At 43.8% G+C, this 18,761-nt stretch carries 17 protein-coding genes and 2 rRNA genes (1 of these 19 running past the window's edge); 1 reads left to right on the top strand and 18 read right to left on the bottom strand.

Annotation, left to right across the window (positions count from 1 at the left end; genetic code table 11):
- Positions 1-3 precede the first annotated feature (3 nt).
- The 16 genes from BM367_RS08230 to BM367_RS08150 all read right to left on the bottom strand — a co-directional run bounded on the left by BM367_RS08230 (position 4) and on the right by BM367_RS08150 (position 15,447).
- Entirely contained in the window at positions 4-474 is a 471-nt protein-coding gene (locus BM367_RS08230; protein WP_222842598.1) for a GIY-YIG nuclease family protein, read from the bottom strand.
- Positions 467-3,424, bottom strand: a complete 2,958-nt coding sequence (locus BM367_RS08225) for a type I restriction endonuclease subunit R (RefSeq protein WP_092459700.1) — start codon at positions 3,422-3,424, stop codon at positions 467-469. Before BM367_RS08225 ends, BM367_RS08230 begins: the two co-directional genes overlap by 8 nt.
- Before the next feature lie 391 nt (positions 3,425-3,815).
- Positions 3,816-4,412, bottom strand: coding sequence for a hypothetical protein (locus BM367_RS08220; RefSeq protein ID WP_143103989.1), 597 nt, complete (start codon positions 4,410-4,412; stop codon positions 3,816-3,818).
- Positions 4,413-4,745: 333 nt separating this feature from the next.
- Positions 4,746-5,177, bottom strand: a complete 432-nt coding sequence (locus BM367_RS08215) for a hypothetical protein (RefSeq protein WP_092459696.1) — start codon at positions 5,175-5,177, stop codon at positions 4,746-4,748.
- Between the two features lie 29 nt (positions 5,178-5,206).
- On the bottom strand, positions 5,207-5,551 hold the full coding sequence (locus BM367_RS08210; RefSeq protein ID WP_092459694.1) for a hypothetical protein: 345 nt from the start codon (positions 5,549-5,551) through the stop codon (positions 5,207-5,209).
- A 595-nt stretch (positions 5,552-6,146) separates the two neighbouring features.
- Positions 6,147-6,809, bottom strand: a complete 663-nt coding sequence (locus BM367_RS08205; RefSeq protein WP_262509437.1) for a pyridoxal phosphate-dependent decarboxylase family protein — start codon at positions 6,807-6,809, stop codon at positions 6,147-6,149.
- Positions 6,810-6,995: 186 nt separating this feature from the next.
- Complete coding sequence (locus tag BM367_RS08200) at positions 6,996-7,316, bottom strand: hypothetical protein (protein ID WP_092459690.1); 321 nt, start codon at positions 7,314-7,316, stop codon at positions 6,996-6,998.
- Between the two features lie 131 nt (positions 7,317-7,447).
- Positions 7,448-7,921 carry a hypothetical protein gene (locus BM367_RS08195; RefSeq protein ID WP_092459687.1) on the bottom strand — a complete coding sequence of 158 codons (474 nt, stop codon included), beginning with the start codon at positions 7,919-7,921 and terminating at the stop codon, positions 7,448-7,450.
- Between the two features lie 191 nt (positions 7,922-8,112).
- Positions 8,113-8,676, bottom strand: a complete 564-nt coding sequence (locus tag BM367_RS08190; protein WP_177224163.1) for a methyltransferase family protein — start codon at positions 8,674-8,676, stop codon at positions 8,113-8,115.
- Between the two features lie 212 nt (positions 8,677-8,888).
- Complete coding sequence (mnmE, locus tag BM367_RS08180; protein ID WP_092459681.1) at positions 8,889-10,259, bottom strand: tRNA uridine-5-carboxymethylaminomethyl(34) synthesis GTPase MnmE; 1,371 nt, start codon at positions 10,257-10,259, stop codon at positions 8,889-8,891.
- 87 nt (positions 10,260-10,346) lie between these two features.
- Complete coding sequence (locus tag BM367_RS08175; RefSeq protein WP_092459679.1) at positions 10,347-11,192, bottom strand: energy transducer TonB; 846 nt, start codon at positions 11,190-11,192, stop codon at positions 10,347-10,349.
- A gap of 42 nt (positions 11,193-11,234) precedes the next feature.
- Positions 11,235-11,816, bottom strand: a complete 582-nt coding sequence (locus BM367_RS08170; protein ID WP_092459677.1) for an ExbD/TolR family protein — start codon at positions 11,814-11,816, stop codon at positions 11,235-11,237.
- Positions 11,817-11,858: 42 nt separating this feature from the next.
- Complete coding sequence (locus BM367_RS08165) at positions 11,859-12,530, bottom strand: ExbD/TolR family protein (protein WP_092459675.1); 672 nt, start codon at positions 12,528-12,530, stop codon at positions 11,859-11,861.
- Between the two features lie 95 nt (positions 12,531-12,625).
- On the bottom strand, positions 12,626-13,489 hold the full coding sequence (locus BM367_RS08160; RefSeq protein WP_092459674.1) for a MotA/TolQ/ExbB proton channel family protein: 864 nt from the start codon (positions 13,487-13,489) through the stop codon (positions 12,626-12,628).
- A 291-nt stretch (positions 13,490-13,780) separates the two neighbouring features.
- Positions 13,781-14,299, bottom strand: coding sequence for a 5-(carboxyamino)imidazole ribonucleotide mutase (gene purE / locus BM367_RS08155; RefSeq protein WP_092459672.1), 519 nt, complete (start codon positions 14,297-14,299; stop codon positions 13,781-13,783).
- Positions 14,296-15,447: a 5-(carboxyamino)imidazole ribonucleotide synthase gene (locus tag BM367_RS08150; RefSeq protein ID WP_092459670.1), complete on the bottom strand. Its 1,152-nt coding sequence runs from the start codon at positions 15,445-15,447 to the stop codon at positions 14,296-14,298. The genes purE and BM367_RS08150 overlap by 4 nt, the downstream gene beginning before the upstream one ends.
- A gap of 620 nt (positions 15,448-16,067) precedes the next feature.
- Here BM367_RS08150 and BM367_RS08145 point away from each other — a divergent pair.
- Positions 16,068-16,310: a hypothetical protein gene (locus BM367_RS08145; RefSeq protein WP_092459668.1), complete on the top strand. Its 243-nt coding sequence runs from the start codon at positions 16,068-16,070 to the stop codon at positions 16,308-16,310.
- Positions 16,311-16,349: 39 nt separating this feature from the next.
- Here the strand turns inward: BM367_RS08145 and rrf are convergent.
- Both rrf and BM367_RS08135 read right to left on the bottom strand, forming a co-directional pair.
- Positions 16,350-16,464, bottom strand: a 5S ribosomal RNA gene (gene rrf / locus BM367_RS08140).
- A 45-nt stretch (positions 16,465-16,509) separates the two neighbouring features.
- A 23S ribosomal RNA gene (locus tag BM367_RS08135) occupies positions 16,510-18,761 on the bottom strand (it continues 661 nt past the right edge of the window).

Raw genomic sequence — 18,761 nt, 5'->3', positions numbered from 1 at the left:
GAATTAGAATTTTTGGGGATTGGTGGTTTTTGGGGTGGTGGCGGTGTCTTCGACTTCGCTCAGACACCGCTGTGCTTCGCTGCCTGAGCGTAGCCGAAGGCAGCGTGTATTTTCTGTGGGTGGTTGAGCGGAGCCATCATACGGTGGTTGAGCGGAGCCGAAACCACCGTTGTAATATTTATGACTTGTTTCATTCAAACACGCAGCCAATTGGTGTAATTCCTGTGGCATTCCGTTTATCAGGGCTTGTTTTTTCTTCCTGCTCCAGCCCTGCACCTGTTTTTCACGATAAAACGCTTCATCTATTCGTTGAAACTCTTCAAAATACACCAACTTTACGGGCAGTCTTTTTTTGGTATAGTTCGCCCCTTCACCTGCCTGATGTTGTAACAGCCGTAGTTCCAAATTACTCGTGCTGCCGGTGTAATAGCTTCCATCGGCACATTCCAGTATATACATCCATCCTTTACTCATATACTTTTAATCCGCTTATTTCCCTGCCTTCTGCTTTTTTCTTAAGTAACGGAATCAAATCTTCCATCAATGCCAGTTCCCGCTTGGTGCGTTCTTTCCAACCTAAGTCAAAAGGTTCAAAGAGTTCACGCAGCTTGTCAGCATCAAAAATCATACGACTAATAATGGCATTGATAAATTGCTGCAATGCAGAAACCTCCAGCCCATTTTTGGCGGCAATTTCCGTTAATTGTTTAGCCATTTTTTCTTCCTTAAATTTCTGATAACCCTCTTTTATTTCCTTTTCATTGAGGCCCTTTCCCACCTGTAATGTGTTGATGTAGTCAATCATATCATCGCGTTCTTCCATCAGGTTGGCGCTACTGCTTAGCACACCAATGAGTTGCTCACGGGTCATTTTCTGCTTTTTGGGTGTGCTCTGTGTGTATTTGGCAATCAAATTCATGATGTAATCATAATCTACAAGGGCAGAGGCAAACAGCACAAATTCAAAATCGAGTTGCTGAATGTTTTCGGGGGCTTTTTCGCCTTCTTTTTGCTGAATTTCTTTGAGCTGCCTGGCAATTTCCAGATACGAACTGCGGAACGAACGCAATTGCTCTTCGGGCATGAGTTGTTCAATCTTTGCTTTTTGCTCTTCTGTCAAATCGGTGTATTGGTCAAGCTGTGTTTTCAGACGTTGCACTTCTTTAAAGCGATTGATAAACTCCACGCGGGCAGCATCGCCCTTGATGTTGTACACTTCTTGCGGCTCTGCCACCATATTTTTGTCATGCATCCATTTTTCCATTGCCTTAACAGCGGCCTCAAATTTTTCAATCACCTTCGGGGCAGGGTCAACCAGCCAGATTTCTTTGGCTCGTCCTGTATCTTCACCGCTGAACAGAGCAATAGCATTGTCCACTTCGGCTTGTTGCTTACGGAAATCCAAAATGTTTCCGTAAGGTTTAGTATCGTTCAAAATACGGTTGGTTCGGCTAAAGGCCTGAATTAAACCGTGGTATTTCAAATTCTTGTCCACATACAAGGTATTCAGATACTGGCTGTCGAAGCCGGTAAGCAGCATATCCACCACAATGGTGATGTCGATTTTATTCTTGTGCGGATAGTCGGCATTGCTGAACTTCTGAAATTTGATTCTTTGTTGCACATCCTGGTAATACAAATCAAACTCAGTAATGCGGTGGTTGGTGCCATATTGTTTGTTATAATCGCGAATGATGGCTTGCAATGCCTTTTTCTTCTTTTCGGGCTCAACTTTGTTGTCGGCTTTTTCCTGGAGCAGATCTTCCTGTAGCTGCTGTACATCTTTATTGCCTTCGGCAGGAGGAGAAAATACACAGGCAATGTTCAGGGGAATAAAATTTTCGTCCTCTTTGGCTTTTTTTGCCTGTATCTCTTTGAAAAGTTCGTAGTATTCTATGGCATCGTTGATAGAAGCTGTTGCCAGCAAAGCGTTAAAGCGCCTGCTTTGCGTGGCGGCATCGTGTTTTTTAAGTATAGAATGAATGACTGCTTTTTTATGTTCGGTGCTGCCAATGGTTACATTTCTTTCGGGCTTGAAATAGTCAATATGAAAACGCAACACATTCCTGTCGTCAATGGCATGGGTAATGGTATAGGCGTGCAGCTGCTTTTGAAAAATGTCTTTCGTGGTAACATACGAGCCAACTGTTCCGTCTATTTGCTTGTAAGTTGCATTGTCTTCAAAAATGGGTGTTCCTGTAAATCCGAATAGCTGAGCGTTTGGAAAAAACTCCCGGATGGCTTTATGATTTTCGCCAAACTGGGAACGGTGGCACTCGTCAAAAATGAAAACGATGCGTTTGTCCCTTAACGGTTGTAAACGTTCTCTGTAATCTTTATTGGAAGGATCCAAAGCCAATCCCAGCTTTTGAATGGTTGTAACAATAACTTTGTTGGCGTAATCATCGGATAGCATACGCCTTACCAGCGTTTCGGTATTGGTGTTTTCTTCCACGCAACCTTCCTGAAATTTGTTGAACTCCTCCCGGGTTTGTCTGTCAAGATCTTTACGGTCAACCACAAACAGGCATTTTTCAATGTCAGGATTGTCTTTCAGTAAAGTTGCTGCTTTGAACGAAGTTAATGTTTTTCCGCTGCCGGTAGTGTGCCAGATATAACCGTTGCCTCTGTTTTGATGAATGCAATCTACAATGGCCTTCACCGCATAAATCTGGTAAGGCCGCATCATTACCAGTTTTTGTTCGCTGGCCACCAATACCATGTATTTGCTTATCGTCTCGCCTAAAGTGCACTTGCTTAAAAACTTTTCTGAAAAGTCGTCTAAGTGTGTAATCTTTTTATTGTCCTCAGTGGCAAACTGATAAATCGGTAAAAATTGTTCGTCAGCATTAAAACGGAAATGGGCAGCGTTGTTATTGGCAAAATAATAGGTATTTGTGCGGTTGCTCACAATGAATAATTGCATGAAACAAAGCAATGAATTGGTGTAACCGTTGCCCGGATCACTTTTGTAATCCACAATCTGCTGCATGGCTTTTCGTGGGCTAACCTCCAAGCTTTTCAGTTCAATCTGCACAACGGGGATTCCGTTTATCAGCAAAATCACATCGTATCGGTGATAGCTGTTGCTGGTATTAATGCGTAATTGGTTGATGACTTCAAATTCGTTTTTGCACCAGTCCTTGATGTTTACCAACGTGTAATGCAATGGCGTTCCGTCCTCACGAATAAGAGTGTTTATTTCTCTCAATCTTTTTGAAGATGCAAAAACATCAGGACTGACAATTTCCCTATAAAGCCTTTCAAACTCTGCATCCGTCAGGTTTACGCGGTTCAATGCCTGGAACTTTTCACGGAAATTATTTACAAGCGAAGCCCTGTCTCTTAAGTCTGTCCTGTACGTGTATTTCAGGTCAGTTAGTTTGGCTATTAAACTGTTTTCTATTTGCTGCTCTTTAGTCATATAAAATTTGTATCAGTCAAAGTTATATGTTTAAGCATGTTAATCGTCTGTGTGTTGGCATAAAGTAGCTCCATGGCTATACTCTTGACACTTTAGCTTTTAATGGTAATCATGAATACATTGCAATTACTGAAGGTTTGGTTTACTCGTTGTCCACTTGTTATATGTTCTGTATGTTTTTGGTCACCTATCAAAATTTGTATTTATTTAGTGCCAATGTCTATTGTGTCATGCCTTATTATGCTTGCCGCCAGGAGTTAGAGTATTGGGGATCGTGAGGAAACTGAAAAACTTCAAAAAAATTACACAAATCTCTGATAGAATTACAAATGATGAATTTAAAGTTTTCAGTGCCTCTACTGCCAATACGATGTTAGTTACTGTAATTTCTTCAATATCCATAGTTTGCTCTCATTTCTTCCTCATACATAGTTTCAATTTCGTCTGCAAAATCGGTGTATTTTGCAAATACGTCCGCTGTATGTGTTAATAGCAACATGCTTTTTTCAAACAAGTCCTTTACATCAAGTAAATTTATCGTTTCCTTGTCGTCAATTAAGATGTTATTTTTTTTGACAAATGGGTATCTAAAACCATAAGAGTTTTTGTCAAGTAAGTAAAATGTATTTATTAGTTTATTTACTTCATCAAAATATTTGTTTAATTCCTCAATGTCAGTCTTTTCAACTTCAATTCTATATTTGTCTTTAAGGTTTTTTATTGTATCCAAAATATGCTGCTTAAATGCAACATAAAGTTTTTCTAAATTGTGAGTCCGTGCTTCTTTGAAGTCGTTTTTTTCAGAATATTTAATAAAGTAGCGAATATTGGCCTTAAAACCTAATTCCATACAGTGCCTTACAATAAACAAAATAGGAATAGCAAGAGTATCAACGTGAAACCCTGATTGATATACTTTATCCATTAGTACTTCAAAAGCACTTTTATAACTTTCTAAATAGCTCCAAAAGCTCGAGCAGTTTGCCATGCAAGCATTAAATTGGTTTCGGATATTTTTTTTGTCTGGTATTAGATTCATTGGATGTATTAATTTCGAATTATAGCATTTAAAGGTTTGCAGCTAGCCGAAGGTGTGGCATTTTTAGCACAAGAGTTCAATCAAATCATGAAAGTTAAACTCTGCAAAAATGTCCAATTGAAACTCTCCAGTCCCGCTTTTAGCAACATCTTGTTAGTAGTCGTTTTTATTGTTCGTTCCATTTTTTAGGAAATTAATCACAAAAAGAATTATATCTTTTATTTGAATTTAGAATTATTACATTTTCTCTTGTCCTTGTAAATGCTGTATAAACATTAGCATCTAATTTTTATTGCTTTCAGGAGCTCGTCCAGGATTGAATAATACAATGTTCAAGAGTTCCCACTCTTTAAAGCCATGAATAGTTGACATTTTCAATCGGGTGTCACCCATCCAAAATGCTTTTTTATGTGGGTGGTACTGTGTTTCTATATCTTCTTCAAAAACGTGATTCACATCAATATTCTTGTCAAGGGACATTTGATCTACCTCTTTTCCTAGCTTGTGACTTGGCAATAAAATTACCTTATCAGAAGGACTGTAACCTTCTTTTTTTAGCCCTAAAAAGGAATTAGAAACATAGAATTCCCAGTCTTCTTCAACAATGTTCAACCATCCAATATGATCTGAATGGAATAAAACTGTATTATCTTTAAACTTACCCACTTTCAGTTCTTGATTAAGTTCAAAAATTTCACTAAATTCATTAGACATACTAGCTACCTTTTTCGGAAGTCTGAATGTTACTGTAAGGTAAATATAGTTTCACGAAATTTTTCAAGACCAGTTAGAGTTACACGCTTTTCTAACCAGTCAAGTTCCCTATCAAAAATGTTTTGTCTTTTATCACAAACTATTAATACTTCATCATGATCTGTCAGAAAATACTTATCAAGCATCCAATACCATTCGTAATAATAATCTGGACCGTCATCAATAGGTATCGCGTCATATTTCTGATACTCTTTGCCTTGAATAGCTCGAATAACTGCCTTTGGAATAGTTGACCTTTTGTATTCTTTAAGGTTTTTTAATACTGGTTTCCAATTTGGGTCTTTCGGTAAGTGGTCATCAAAATACTTTACCAATGACCTTCCTCCAACAGTTAATGGATTTTTCTGCTCTTACAATTGTTGCCAAGTTGGGAATAATCTGTTTTTCATTGATGTCGTGTCTTGTCAAAAAATAGCAACTAACTCGTTTTTATTTGTAAAAATCGTAGACCCGCTTATCAATATACACACATCGAGATAAATATATGCCTGCCAAGTTACCCAAGGTTGTTTTTGAAAAACCTAACTAAAAAACTTCCGTAACTTAAAATTTAATTCTTAAACTTCCAATTACTTTACTTTAAAAAAAATTTACGATTTTGACTCGAACCATTTTTCTCTTACTTCATAGAGTCTTTTAACCCAATAGCTTCCTGCTGAATTTCACACCCTGGATAAAGGGAAAAAACAGCCCCCTCAGGGTCACAAAGTGATTTTCCTGGTTGTAAATTTAAAAATAAAACAAAAAAAGAATCCCCTCTGCCCCGTTATTGAATTATTTTTGGTTTTTCATACCCTTTTCGTATGAGTATTCTCCTTTGTCTATAGCCAGCTTGCTTACATTTCTTTTGAAAAAGTGATGCTTTATCTCTGATTACCCCGTCCGGACACCGGTTTATACAGTTCAACCTTAAGGCTTGCATCTCGCTGCTTTTAAATACTTTTCGGAAACTTCTGGCAAACATGCGGCTGGGGCGCCGTAGGCGCCGTTCACGTGGAACCACAGGCCATATTGTTTGCAGAGCGCTGCGATCTCGGGTAGCGGATCCACCGCACCCACACCTACCGTCCCTGCCGTGCCAACGATCATGAAAGGTAGGACCCCCTTGTCGCGATCAGCAAGGATTTGCCTTTCCAGCGCGTCAATGTTTATCTGTTGGTTCGCGTCGGTCTCGATCCAACGCACCGAGTCCGCGCCCATGCCAAACAATTCTGATGCCTTGTTAATCCAGGTGTGGGTTGCCTGTGATACATACACCGTCAAGCGTGGGCGATTAGCCGAAAGCCCTTCGTGCTTGATATCCCAGTTTGCCTTTGCCTGTCGTGCAGCAAGAAAACAGACAAAGTTTGCCACGTTACCGCCACTCACCAACAGTCCGCCGCACGTGCGAGGAAAACCGATCAGTTCAGCAAGCCCGCGAATCGTCTGTGCCTCGATCTCTGTTGCCAATGGTGAGAGAATAAATGCGCCCGTATTTTGGTTGATCGCGCTCGCCAAAAAATCTGCGAGCGCGCCAATGGGCGTGGCAGAGGAAGTGATGTAGCCCCAAAACCTTGGATGACCGTTGAACAGCGGATGATTGGAGAGAAGCTCCGCCGTTTTTTCCTCCAGACCTTAACTGGCTGTGCCGATTCAGTTGGGATTACAGGTCGCATGGTGAGGCCATCGAGGAATTCGACAATCTGGTCAACAAGACGGTGACCAATGAGGCAAAATTCGTCGCTGTCCATTTCAACTGCAACGCCCTGATGATACAGGTTAGATGGCATAGGCCTCAACCTCCAGGCGAATCATTTGTACGTGTGTATAACCAAAAGTGTCAATCGGATGAGCCGCTATATAAGCAGAGACAACCTCCGTAAGAAAAGCATCGCGCAGCTCAACTGGCAGACAGTCTGTATAGGGGAACGCAGTTGTCCGAAGAAAACCCAATAAGCCCTCCAATCCCTGAGGCTGCATATCTTTTGGAATGAGCTCAACGCACACGACACGAAAACCGCTCACACGGAGCCACTCCTGATATTCCTCCGGTCCATGAAAATAATACGGTGGATAAAATCCCTGTAATTCAGTGCCCATCAAGGGACTGGATCATCCTCTCGAGGATACCCAAGATGTCGGCAGCATTTCCACGACCGCCCATTTGCAGCAACACTTTGCCGCCGGAGCGCCCGCGAAGGCGGTTCGGCTAACGGGCGTGTTGGGTGCATCTACGTTCCATGAATGAGTATGGTGAAGAGCATTGCCGCTATGAAATATGCAACAACAGCTGAAATAGACACTGCGGCAGAAACAACATACTTCAAAACGCTGTCCATTTCTGTCCTGAAAACTTTAGCATTGATGGCAAATCCAGTTATGCCTGCTATTGCCCCAAGCGCCCCGCCAACAAAAACAAGAGCTATGGGCAGACCACCCCATACCCATTGGTACCACTTCAGCGGTTCTACAAGGTTTATCACTTTGTCACCCACGACAAGTTGGGGAATATCTATCCCCATAATTTGCGGTTTCCATCTGGCAACGAACTGCTTGCCAACGTTGGACTGTAACAGCATTTCACCGCGTTTACTTCCTTTGGGCGCAAGTTGACCGTTGATAAGAAGTTTGGGCCCTGACCAAAAACTCGTTTTGACCTCAATATCTTGTCCTTCAAAACCCTCTATGTTTACTTCGTAATTCATTGTTTGTTCCTCTTTTTTGTTGTGAGAAATTTAGGACGTATGTTGGTATGCGCATAACGGTTTGCGCTAGCTGCAGGGCGAACGGGCAAGACTCCATCGACAACCAGAACCATTGTCAGCAAGCCCGCCCCATACCCGCAGGGCAAAGCCCTATCCCTGTCCGATGCACGCTTTGTTAGGCGCTTTGGGTCTTAATAGACAAATGGCACTAATCTCCATGTCCGCTTACGATACTCCTGATATTCATTTCCGAACTTATCAATTAGCATGAATTCTTCCGAACGAATTCGATACCCATAGACACCGAATAGCAGAATCGTTACAAGGATTGTGGCAATCCAATTTCCAACCGCTAAGGAAAAACCTATCCATACGAAAATGGTTCCTAAATAACCTGGGTGGCGAATTACTCGATACGGGCCTTGTGTGACAATTGCTTGTTTTTCTGTGACCCGAAGTGTTCGCGTGTAATATTCACCGAGAACTCGCATGGACCAGATCCGCAGCCCTAGACCCATCAACATCATCATTATGCCGAGCCATGAAACAAATGATAATGGAATTAGCCCCCTGTGCAAGAAGTTGAGAAGCAGTGGAAGGATAATAACAATCCAAAATACAACCACAATAAGAGCCAAACTGCCTTTATCTGAGGCAGTGGTCTCTAGACTTTTGGAAGTCGTTCCCTTGCGCATAAAGGGTTCAACGATAAAAAAACTTGCAGCCAGCACTAAAGCAAAAATAGTTTGTATCATCATTACTTAATTCTAATCGAATCTAAACGCCTAACTAATGATTATACGGTTCCTGCCTAACATGCATTTACTACTAACTGCCGGCATAATACGTATCGGCGGCTGAACTCTCAAATTCTTCGTCTCATCATATTTCATTACTTCAAGAAGGAAGAATTTATCAGATTTCATCATCAACGTTTTAAAATGAAACAGGCTTAAACTTATTCCATTCATTTCCCAATACAGAAATGCGAAAAGATATAGTCCAGCATATCTTCTGTGGTGACTTCGCCGGTAATTTCGCCTAAATCATGCAAACACTTGCGAATGTCATTGGCAAGCAAATCATTGGATATATTTTTCTCCAGTCCCGCATACACATCCTGTATGCCTTGTTTGACTTTTTGCAGTGCCGCATAATGCCGCGCATTGGTAATAATACTGCCTTCACCATGCGTTCGACCTTGCTGGGCTATTTCCACAAGTTTTTCTTTCAGTTCATTTAAATGCACCTGCTTTTGTGCAGATATCATCATGGTTTGGGGTGTATTGTGCACAAATTCAGGAAGCTCAGATTGCAGATCAATTTTATTGATTAAAATCAAATAAGGTTTCTTCAACCCCTGCAACCATGCGAATGCCTGCTCCCATTCTGATGCTTCGATTTGGGTAACATCAAACAAATATAAGATCATATCGGCTTGCAAAATTTTTTCATGCGTTCGCGCCACGCCGATTTGTTCTATTACATCTTCACTGACACGCAGGCCGGCCGTGTCAATCAGCCGAAACAGCAAGCCATTTAATTGAATGAATTCTTCCACCGTATCGCGTGTAGTGCCGGGGATATCGCTCACAATGGCCCTGTTCTCATTCAGCAAAGCATTCAGCAAGGTACTTTTCCCCACATTGGGCTTACCGGCAATGACCACCTGAAAGCCATGTTTCACCACGTTGCCCCAGGCATACGATTGCAAGAGTTTTTGCACGTGTTCATCAATATGATCCAGCAATTGTTTCAATGCATGTCTATCTGCAAATTCCACATCTTCCTCAGAGAAGTCGAGTTCTAATTCAATGAGTGCAGCAAACTGTAAAAGTTGATTTCTGAGCTGTTGCAGCTCGGCCGAAAAACCTCCCCGGATGTGGCGGAGCGCATTTTGCACAGCAGCCTCCGATTCAGCTGCAATCAGATCGGCCACCGCTTCAGCCTGCGTGAGATCCATTTTGCCGTGCAGATATGCCCGGAGTGTAAACTCACCCGGCAGGGCCATACGAGCACCAGCTTCCGTGAGGGCCTGCAGGATGCGTTGCACAATCAGGGGCGATCCGTGTGAGGATATTTCGATCACATCTTCTCCTGTATAGGAGCGGGGCGCTTTGAACACACTCACCACCACTTCATCTAACCATTGACTTTTCCAGATGAGTTTGCCGACATGCAGGGTATGCGAGGGTACCTGTGTGAGATCTTTGGCGGGAAACAACCGGTTCACAATGCTTAGCGCTTGCGGACCGCTGACGCGAATAACTGCTATGGCACCCATGCCTTGCGGTGTAGCGGGAGCAGCAATGGTGTCTTCTGCATGCTGGTAATACATACAGCAATGATAGGGATTTTCAGGTGTTTGAAAATAAAAATCCCGACATGTACATCATGCCGGGATTTTTTATGACGATGAGTTGCCTTACTGCAATACAAACCGAACGGGGATGGTGAACTGCACATTCACAGCCCGGCCGTTTTGCCGACCCGGAATCCATCGGGGCATGGATTTTATCACCCGGATGGCTTCCTCTTCCAAGCCTCCGCCCAGGTGGGGACCAACGGTATGCACATCACGAATGGTACCATCAGACCATACCACAAACATCACCGTTACCGTTCCCTGAATGCCATTATCACGAGCCACAGGAGGATACTGGATATGATTTCTCAGATATTCCATGATCTTCTGCTGGCTATCATCATCGTTGATAGAGCCAGGGAAGCGGGGCATTTGTTCCACAAACTGAAACACCCGATTGTCTTCTTTCGGTGCTGCCGTTACGCCGGTACCCGAACTGGACTGCACAAGGTTCGGATCTATCCCGTTAGGATCACCTTTGATGTTACGAGTACTGATCACCTTGTTCTGAATCTGAGAAATATCGGGCGGTAATTCTTCCGGCTTCACGTCCTCATCTTTCACCACCTTAGGCGGCGTGAATTTAACAGCCGACTTAAACTTTATTTCCTGTGGCGGTGGAGGAGGCGGAGGAGGAGGGGGTGGCTCGTTCTTATTGGGTAGCTTCACTTCCGTGAGCTTCACATCCGCAATTTTAGGTTTGGGATGCAGACTTTCCTGTTTTTGCATGTATAGTTCGAAACCATACAATAGAAGGGAAAGAAGAATGAAAATAATCATCCCTATCAGCGCATTACGAACCCGTTTCGGATACGTAACCCGTAAATCATATGCGCCATAGGCCTTATTCCTCCCTTCAAACAGGATGTCCAGAAAATCAGCTGTCAATAATTCTTTCGGATTCATAATAAAATCTTTTATGATGATTCACAGACTAATCGCTTCCCTTTACTGACCGTTTAAAGTAGGATCGGCCACCGGGTGATCATCTGCTTCTTTCATCAGATTTTTCTCAAAATCATAAATACTGTCAACCAAAGCATACTTTTGGACACCGTTGATGTTCATCTCGTCCAGAATATTCACCACATCTTCATAATCTGCATCATTCATAGGTTTTATGATAGCTACCAGGCTATCACGACCTCCTGAGTTCTTAATTACATTATCCCATTTGTTGATGATCACATCCCGGATCCCACCTTTGTTGGCAAAAGTGGTTTTGTACATTCTTTCATTGGGTTCCTGACCCGTGCCGTAGTAATAATACACCTGATGATCTTTGCCCAAAATAATGGTCAACGCTTGACTTTCCTTCACTTTATTTTGTTCTTCCGGATTTTTTACATCTTCCGGGAGGTACAGATTCATGGTTTTGGGCTTCTGGAGCGTAGTGGTGAGCATGAAAAAGGTAATCAGGAGGAAAGCTACGTCCACCATAGGTGTCATATCAATACGGGTAGATAGCTTTTTACTTTTCGTCCCCTGATGTCGCCCCCCACCAGGCTCTTTCATTTCTACATCAGCCATAGCAACATGATTTTAGATACACATCAAACTAATAAAATTGAATTATGGTTGCTTTTTGGATGCATTTGCACCACCTGCAGCCTGTTGTTCACGCCAGGCAGCCGTGCCGGGCGGAATCGGCTTTAGATTCGTCACCAGATGCAATTTATTCAAATGATTCGCCTTCAAGGTTTTTAATACCTGCTTCACCACTTCATACTTGGTATTATCATCGGCTTTGATGACGAATTGAAGATCGGGGTTGCCATTATTTACATTCAGCGTGTATTTGATCCATTGATCCAGTTCATTATTAGCTGAATCAATCGGAATACCCGGTTGCGGAAATGCATTTCGCTGATCAGCAGGAACGTTTAACAATTGCGGTAACATTTTAAATGGCACACCCACAGGACCGCCTATTGCATAGGAGTTAATCTGATCTTTTGTTAGGCCCAGATGGTACTGGCTGTTGAAATCACTCATCAACTGCTGCTTTTTAAACTTATTGTCCAGATCAAAAAACACCCGGCCATCTTTACCGATCAAAATCATAACAATGTTTGATTCAGGCAACAGTTTAGTGGAGATAGATGAGGGTGTAACCACCGTCACCGGATCATTAGGCTTGAATTTGGTGGTTAACATGAAGAAGGTGAGCAGCAGAAATGCCACATCCACCATCGGTGTCATATCAATTGCTGTACTCTTTCTGGGCAGCTTTACTTTAGGCATTGTTCGAAATTTTATCGTCCTCTAAAAAGATGAGCAATCAGATAATTTCCATAAAAATGAATCCGGAAAAAATCCAATTGCTCTGTGCAAATGCCTTATTTGTAGTAGGCAGCAAAGCTCCTGGTCAGGGTATAACCGGTTTCATCGATGCCGTAGGTGATACCATCAATATTGGTCGTGAAGTAGTTATACATGATAACGGCCAAAACCGAAGTAGATATTCCCAAAGCTGTATTGACCAGAGCTTCTGAAATACCCAAAGCCAATTGGGTGGAGTCGGTTCCTCCGGAAGCACTCAATGCCCGGAATGCACGAATCATTCCCAACACTGTACCCAACAGCCCGAATAGCACCGCTACAGGTGCGATAGTTGCGAAAAATACCAGATTCTTTTCCAGCATCGGCAATTCCAGTGTGGTACTTTCTTCGATTTCATTCTGAATAGCCAACACCTTTTGTTCTGTAGTCAATTCGGTATTTTCGGTCATTTCTTTGTATTTCAGCAACCCGGCACGCATAACATTGCCTACAGAACCTTTCTGCTTATCGCATTCAGCCAGGGCAGCATCAATGTTTCTGTTAGCAAGATGGTATTGTACACGCCGAACAAATTCGGTTGGTTTAATTTTTCCTTTGGCTTTGGAAATGGTAAGCAGTCGTTCAATGGTAAAGGTTATCACCATCAAAAACAGGGAAACCAGCACAGGCACAATCGGACCTCCGGTATACATCACCCCGAAATAATTGATGGCCTTGGCTTCGGAGCCAATACCACCCCGCACACCACCCGCAAAGTTGGCCGGATTACCCAGCACAAAAATGTAAAACAGGATGGCCACAATCAGACAAATCGGAACGGCCAGCGCTGCAAAAAGATTTCCGCCTCTTTTTGATTTCGTCGCATGTCCAGCAGTAGCAGGTTTCTGAGAAGCGCTCACAGTGGATTTTGTTTCAGCCATGTTGTTCGTGTTTTTTTGTTATTGAATAAATGTTGAATTTACAGAAAGGTTACAAAGATATTAGCATCTGTTTAATAAACAAATGTTTTCATAAAAATTTCTCTTGTTTTTGCCTGCAATCCTGTATTCGAACATTGCCACCCCCATACACCCAATTGCTGATTTAAATTGAATTCCAATAAAATATGTGATTTTATCCTGGGAGAAATGCTTTTTTAAGTGCCCCAAGTTAGGAAATTTTCAATTTTCCAAATCACAAAATTTCACTTTCCGCATGAGCCACAACTTTTCTTAGAGCTGCTGAGATGGCGAATGGAGCCTTGTTTGCAGCTGGATGGATTTTTGTTCGACCTCTTGCTGAAGGCGGATTTTGTATTCCTGAATTTTCCGAAGCATTTCCCCGTCGTGACAGGCCAGAATTTGTGCAGCCAGAATTCCTGCATTGCGTGCATTGTTCAGGGCTACCGTAGCAACCGGTACGCCTGCCGGCATTTGTAGAATGGATAGCACGGAATCCCACCCGTCGAGCGAAAGAGCTGATTTTACTGGCACTCCAATCACCGGCAAAGGAGAAATGGCGGCCACCATACCAGGTAAATGAGCCGCACCGCCCGCACCGGCAATTATCACGCGAATGCCTCTTTCATGCGCTGTTCGGGCAAATGCAAACATTTTCTCGGGCGTACGGTGGGCTGAGACAATATCGGCTTCATACGCAATTCCAAAATGCTGCAGCATCTCGGCTGCCTGCTGCATAATGGCCCAGTCAGAGTCCGATCCCATAATAATACTTACCAGGGGCTTGTTCATGCTTTTACTTTCAGCTTTTGTTTCACAAGTTCGACTTTTTCCGTGAGTTCTTCAATATCTTTTCCCAAAAGGGTCACATGTCCCATTTTCCGAAACGGACGGGTTTGCTGCTTGCCATAAATATGCACATATACTTCGGGTAGTTTCAACACTTCCTCAAAACCCTCATATCGGGGAATTCCGGAATAACCCGGTTCGCCTAACAGATTGACCATGGCCGCGGGCTTAATGAGCCCCGTATTGCCCAAAGGTAATCCCAGCAAACATCTCAGCTGCTGTTCATATTGGGAAGTTGCACAGGCTTCTATGGTATGATGCCCGCTGTTGTGAGGCCGCGGTGCCACTTCATTGACCCAGCATTTACCCTGTTTGTCCAGAAACATTTCCACAGCCAACAACCCGCCGGGATTAAAAGCATGATAGGTTTCTATGGCAATGTGGTTGGCTTCTTCGGCCTGAGATGCTGTCAGACGGGCAGGGCAAAGCAAGTAAGATACGAGATTGGCTTCCGGATGGAAAACCATCTCTACCGGCGGATATACACAGGTTTCACCTTGCGGATTCCCAGCCACAATCAGGCTGATTTCTTTTTCAATATCACACAACTGTTCGATTACAGAAGGGCCGGCAAGCAGGTCTGACAGATCAGCCATGCTGTTGACTCGTTTCACGCCTCTTCCATCATAACCCAGCTTTCGCGTTTTTTGTACAAAAGGCAGCTGAATGCGCCCCTGCTGCACAGCTTCCACGATCTCGTGTTCATGATCCAGCAATACAAAAGGCATGGTAGGAATGCCTTTTTCTGCCAGCCGTTTTTTCTGCAATCCTTTGTCCTGGATGAGTTCAAGCGATTCAGGATTGGGTATAATGCGTATGCCCTCGCTTTGCAGATCACGCAACCCTTCAATGGATACATGTTCGATTTCGAGAGCCAGCAAGTTGATTTCCTTTCTGAGCTTTAATAAATCTTCCCTGAAACGGGGATTGCCTTTCAGAAATTTCATTCCCAGCTGACGGGCAGCACAGGCCGGATCAGGGTCCATCACTACCACAGGAATATCCCAGGCAATGGCAGCCTGTGCAAGCATTTTACCCAGTTGACCTCCGGCCGTAATGCCTAATCGATACTGCGATGGTACAAACGACATGGATTTATGATTTTTCAGCAAAGAAAATCAATCTCGAAGCATTGCAGAAATAAAAAATGAAAGTTCCAATTTCTAAAGAGCTCTTAATTTATATTCATCCTTAATTAATTCATCAAAAAATCCCTCAATCCACTACAAATAAAATTGCATGCTATTCTAAAAAGTTAATCATCATGATAAATGAAAATGTTCATAAAAATTTCTTCAATCAAGGATGTACTTCATTTATACACGAGAGCTAGAGTGAAATATATATGTGCAAAAGTAGATATTTTCAATATTTGTAGATATCCTTTACAAAGAATGAATTAGATCATTTGCATATAATTTTTTATTGTTTTTGAAACATCTTTTTATTGAGGAAGTATTTATCTCTACTGCGTTTTATACATTTAATCTTATTGTTGATTTGATTTATAATTGATCAATTCAACACAATATGTTCAATTTTTTAAATGTTCATTTTAATAAATTGACTTAAACAAAAGCTTCCAAATTTTAAACATAATTATGAGCAAGCAAAAGTTGCGGAATAGTTGAAAACTATTCGAACTATCAAAATGGAACATGCAGCATCCAAGCAACTTCGGCAAATGATATTTTCTTTAGGTGTATAGCGTATGCAATGGTTTGTGGATGCGGATCATCCTGACCCGTTGATCTTTCAGGCTGTCATAGCAGCAGATCTTTTGATATCTGAAAAGTTAATGCGGCTGAAGCAGTGCCTGGGAAAAGATTGCGGGCAGTTTTTTCTGGAAAGCAAAAATCAGAAACGCATATTGGGTGTGGCAGGAAAGATTGCGGCAATCTGGCAAAACTGTGCAGATTTTGCTACAGGCATATTGCCTGATAAAGGGGATTAAAATAAAAAGCCCCATCTTGGGTAAGATGGGGCTGAAGAAATTCGGCGGCTACCTACTCTCCCACCCCACTCGGGGGTAGTACCATCGGCCATGAGGGGCTTAACTTCTCTGTTCGGAATGGGAAGAGGTGGACACCCTCGGCATAGCCACCATAAGAAGGTAACATATTGGGCTGTTATATTCACCTGCTTTAAAAATAAATTTAAAGCTTACGGGCAATTAGTACTACTCGGCTCAACCCCTTTCAGGGCTTACACCTGTAGCCTATCAACCTCGTCGTCTACGAGGGCCCTTAAAAGAGAACTCATCTTGGGGTAGGTTTCACGCTTAGATGCTTTCAGCGTTTATCCTGACCGGACATAGCTACCCAGCGCTGCACCTGGCGGCACAACTGGTACACCAGCGGTCCGTACGACCCGGTCCTCTCGTACTAGGGTCATATCCCCTCAATTCTCTAACGACCGCCACAGATAGGGACCGAACTGTCTTGCGACGTTCTGAACCCAGTTCACGTGCCACTTTAATGGGCGAACAGCCCAACCCTTGGGACCTTCTCCAGCCCCAGGATGTGACGAACCGACATCGAGGTGCCAAACCTCCCCGTCGATGTGAGCTCTTGGGGGAGATCAGCCTGTTATCCCCGGAGTACCTTTTATCCTTTGAGCGATGGCCCTTCCATGCAGAACCACCGGATCACTTTAGCCTGCTTTCGCACCTGCTCGGCTGGTCAGCCTCACAGTCAAGCACCCTTATGCTAATGCACTCTACGTACGATTACCAACCGTACTGAGGGTACCTTTGCGAGCCTCCGTTACTTTTTAGGAGGCGACCACCCCAGTCAAACTACCCACCATGCACTGTCTCCCCCGGTTTACGGGGGATTAGATTCCAAGCAAATGAAGGTTGGTATTTCAACGGCGACTCCACCACCCCTGGCGAGGTGGCTTCATAGTCTCCCAACTATCCTACACATCACTTACTCGGGACCAATGCAAAGTTGTAGTGAAGGTTCACGGGGTCTTTCCGTCCCGTGGCGGTTAACCGGCATCTTCACCGATACTACAATTTCACCGGGCTCGTGGAGGAGACAGTGTCCAACTCGTTAGACCATTCGTGCAGGTCGGAACTTACCCGACAAGGAATTTCGCTACCTTAGGACCGTTATAGTTACGGCCGCCGTTTACCGGGGCTTCAGTCGGGAGCTTCTCCGCCTTGCGGCGAATGACCCCCTTCCTTAACCTTCCGGCACCGGGCAGGTATCAGGCCCTATACGTCATCTTTCGATTTTGCAGAGCCCTGTGTTTTTGTTAAACAGTCGGTTGGACCCTTTCACTGCGACCTTTCCTCCGGCAGGGCCGAAGGAGGAGGCACCCCTTTTTCCGAAGTTACGGGGCTAATTTGCCTAGTTCCTTCTCCACGGCTCACCCGAGCACCTGAGGATGTTCTCCTCGACTACCTGTGTCGGTTTCCGGTACGGGCTGCCCTGGCCACGCCTTAGAGGTTTTTCTCGGGAGCGCTTAGGGCCACTATCCGCGCGGCCGAAGCTTTGCGGTACTATCACGTTCGACACCCGCTGTGGATTTGCCTGCAGCAGGTATATCTACACGCTTTAACCTCGTATTCCGTCACGAGGCGGGCCTTTCATCACTCCGTCACCCCATCGAAACCAGAGCAGGTGCTGGAATATTAACCAGCTTCCCATCAGCTACGCCTTTCGGCTTCGCCTAAGGACCCGACTAACCCTGATCCGATTAACGTTGATCAGGAAACCTTAGTCTTACGGTGATCCCGTTTTTCACGGAATTTATCGTTACTTATGCCTACATTTTCTTTTCCAAACGCTCCAGCAATCCTCGCGGATCACCTTCAACGCAGTTTGGAATGCTCCCCTACCGCTTGTTCCGGCTGAGCCGGAGCAAACCTATGGCTTCGGTAGCATGTTTGATGCCCGATTATTTTCCGTGCTCCAACCCTCGACTAGTGAGCTGTTACGCACTCTTTAAATGAATGGCTGCTTCCAAGCCAACATCCTAGCTGTCACTGGGTTGAAACTTCGTTTGCTCAACTTAACATGCATTTAGGGACCTTAGCCGATAGTCTGGGTTGTTCCCCTCTCGGCCATGGACCTTAGCGCCCACAGCCTCACTCCCGGATTCATATCACAGCATTCGGAGTTTGTCAGGGTTTGGCAGGCTGTGACACCCCCTAGCCCAATCAGTAGCTCTACCTCTGTGATACACAAGTCCGAGGCTGTTCCTAAAAACATTTCGGGGAGAACGAGCTATCTCTCAGTTTGATTGGCCTTTCACCCCTATCCACAAGTCATCCGATAGCTTTTCAACGCTAACCGGTTCGGACCTCCATCCCGTGTTACCGGGATTTCATCCTGCTCATGGATAGATCACTAAGTTTCGCGTCTACCCCCACTGACTATGGCGCCCTGTTAGGACT

The sequence above is a fragment of the Thermoflavifilum thermophilum genome (assembly GCF_900116565.1).
In the GTDB taxonomy this organism is placed as follows: domain Bacteria; phylum Bacteroidota; class Bacteroidia; order Chitinophagales; family Chitinophagaceae; genus Thermoflavifilum; species Thermoflavifilum thermophilum.
This window is presented reverse-complemented; position numbering and strand designations above follow the sequence as displayed.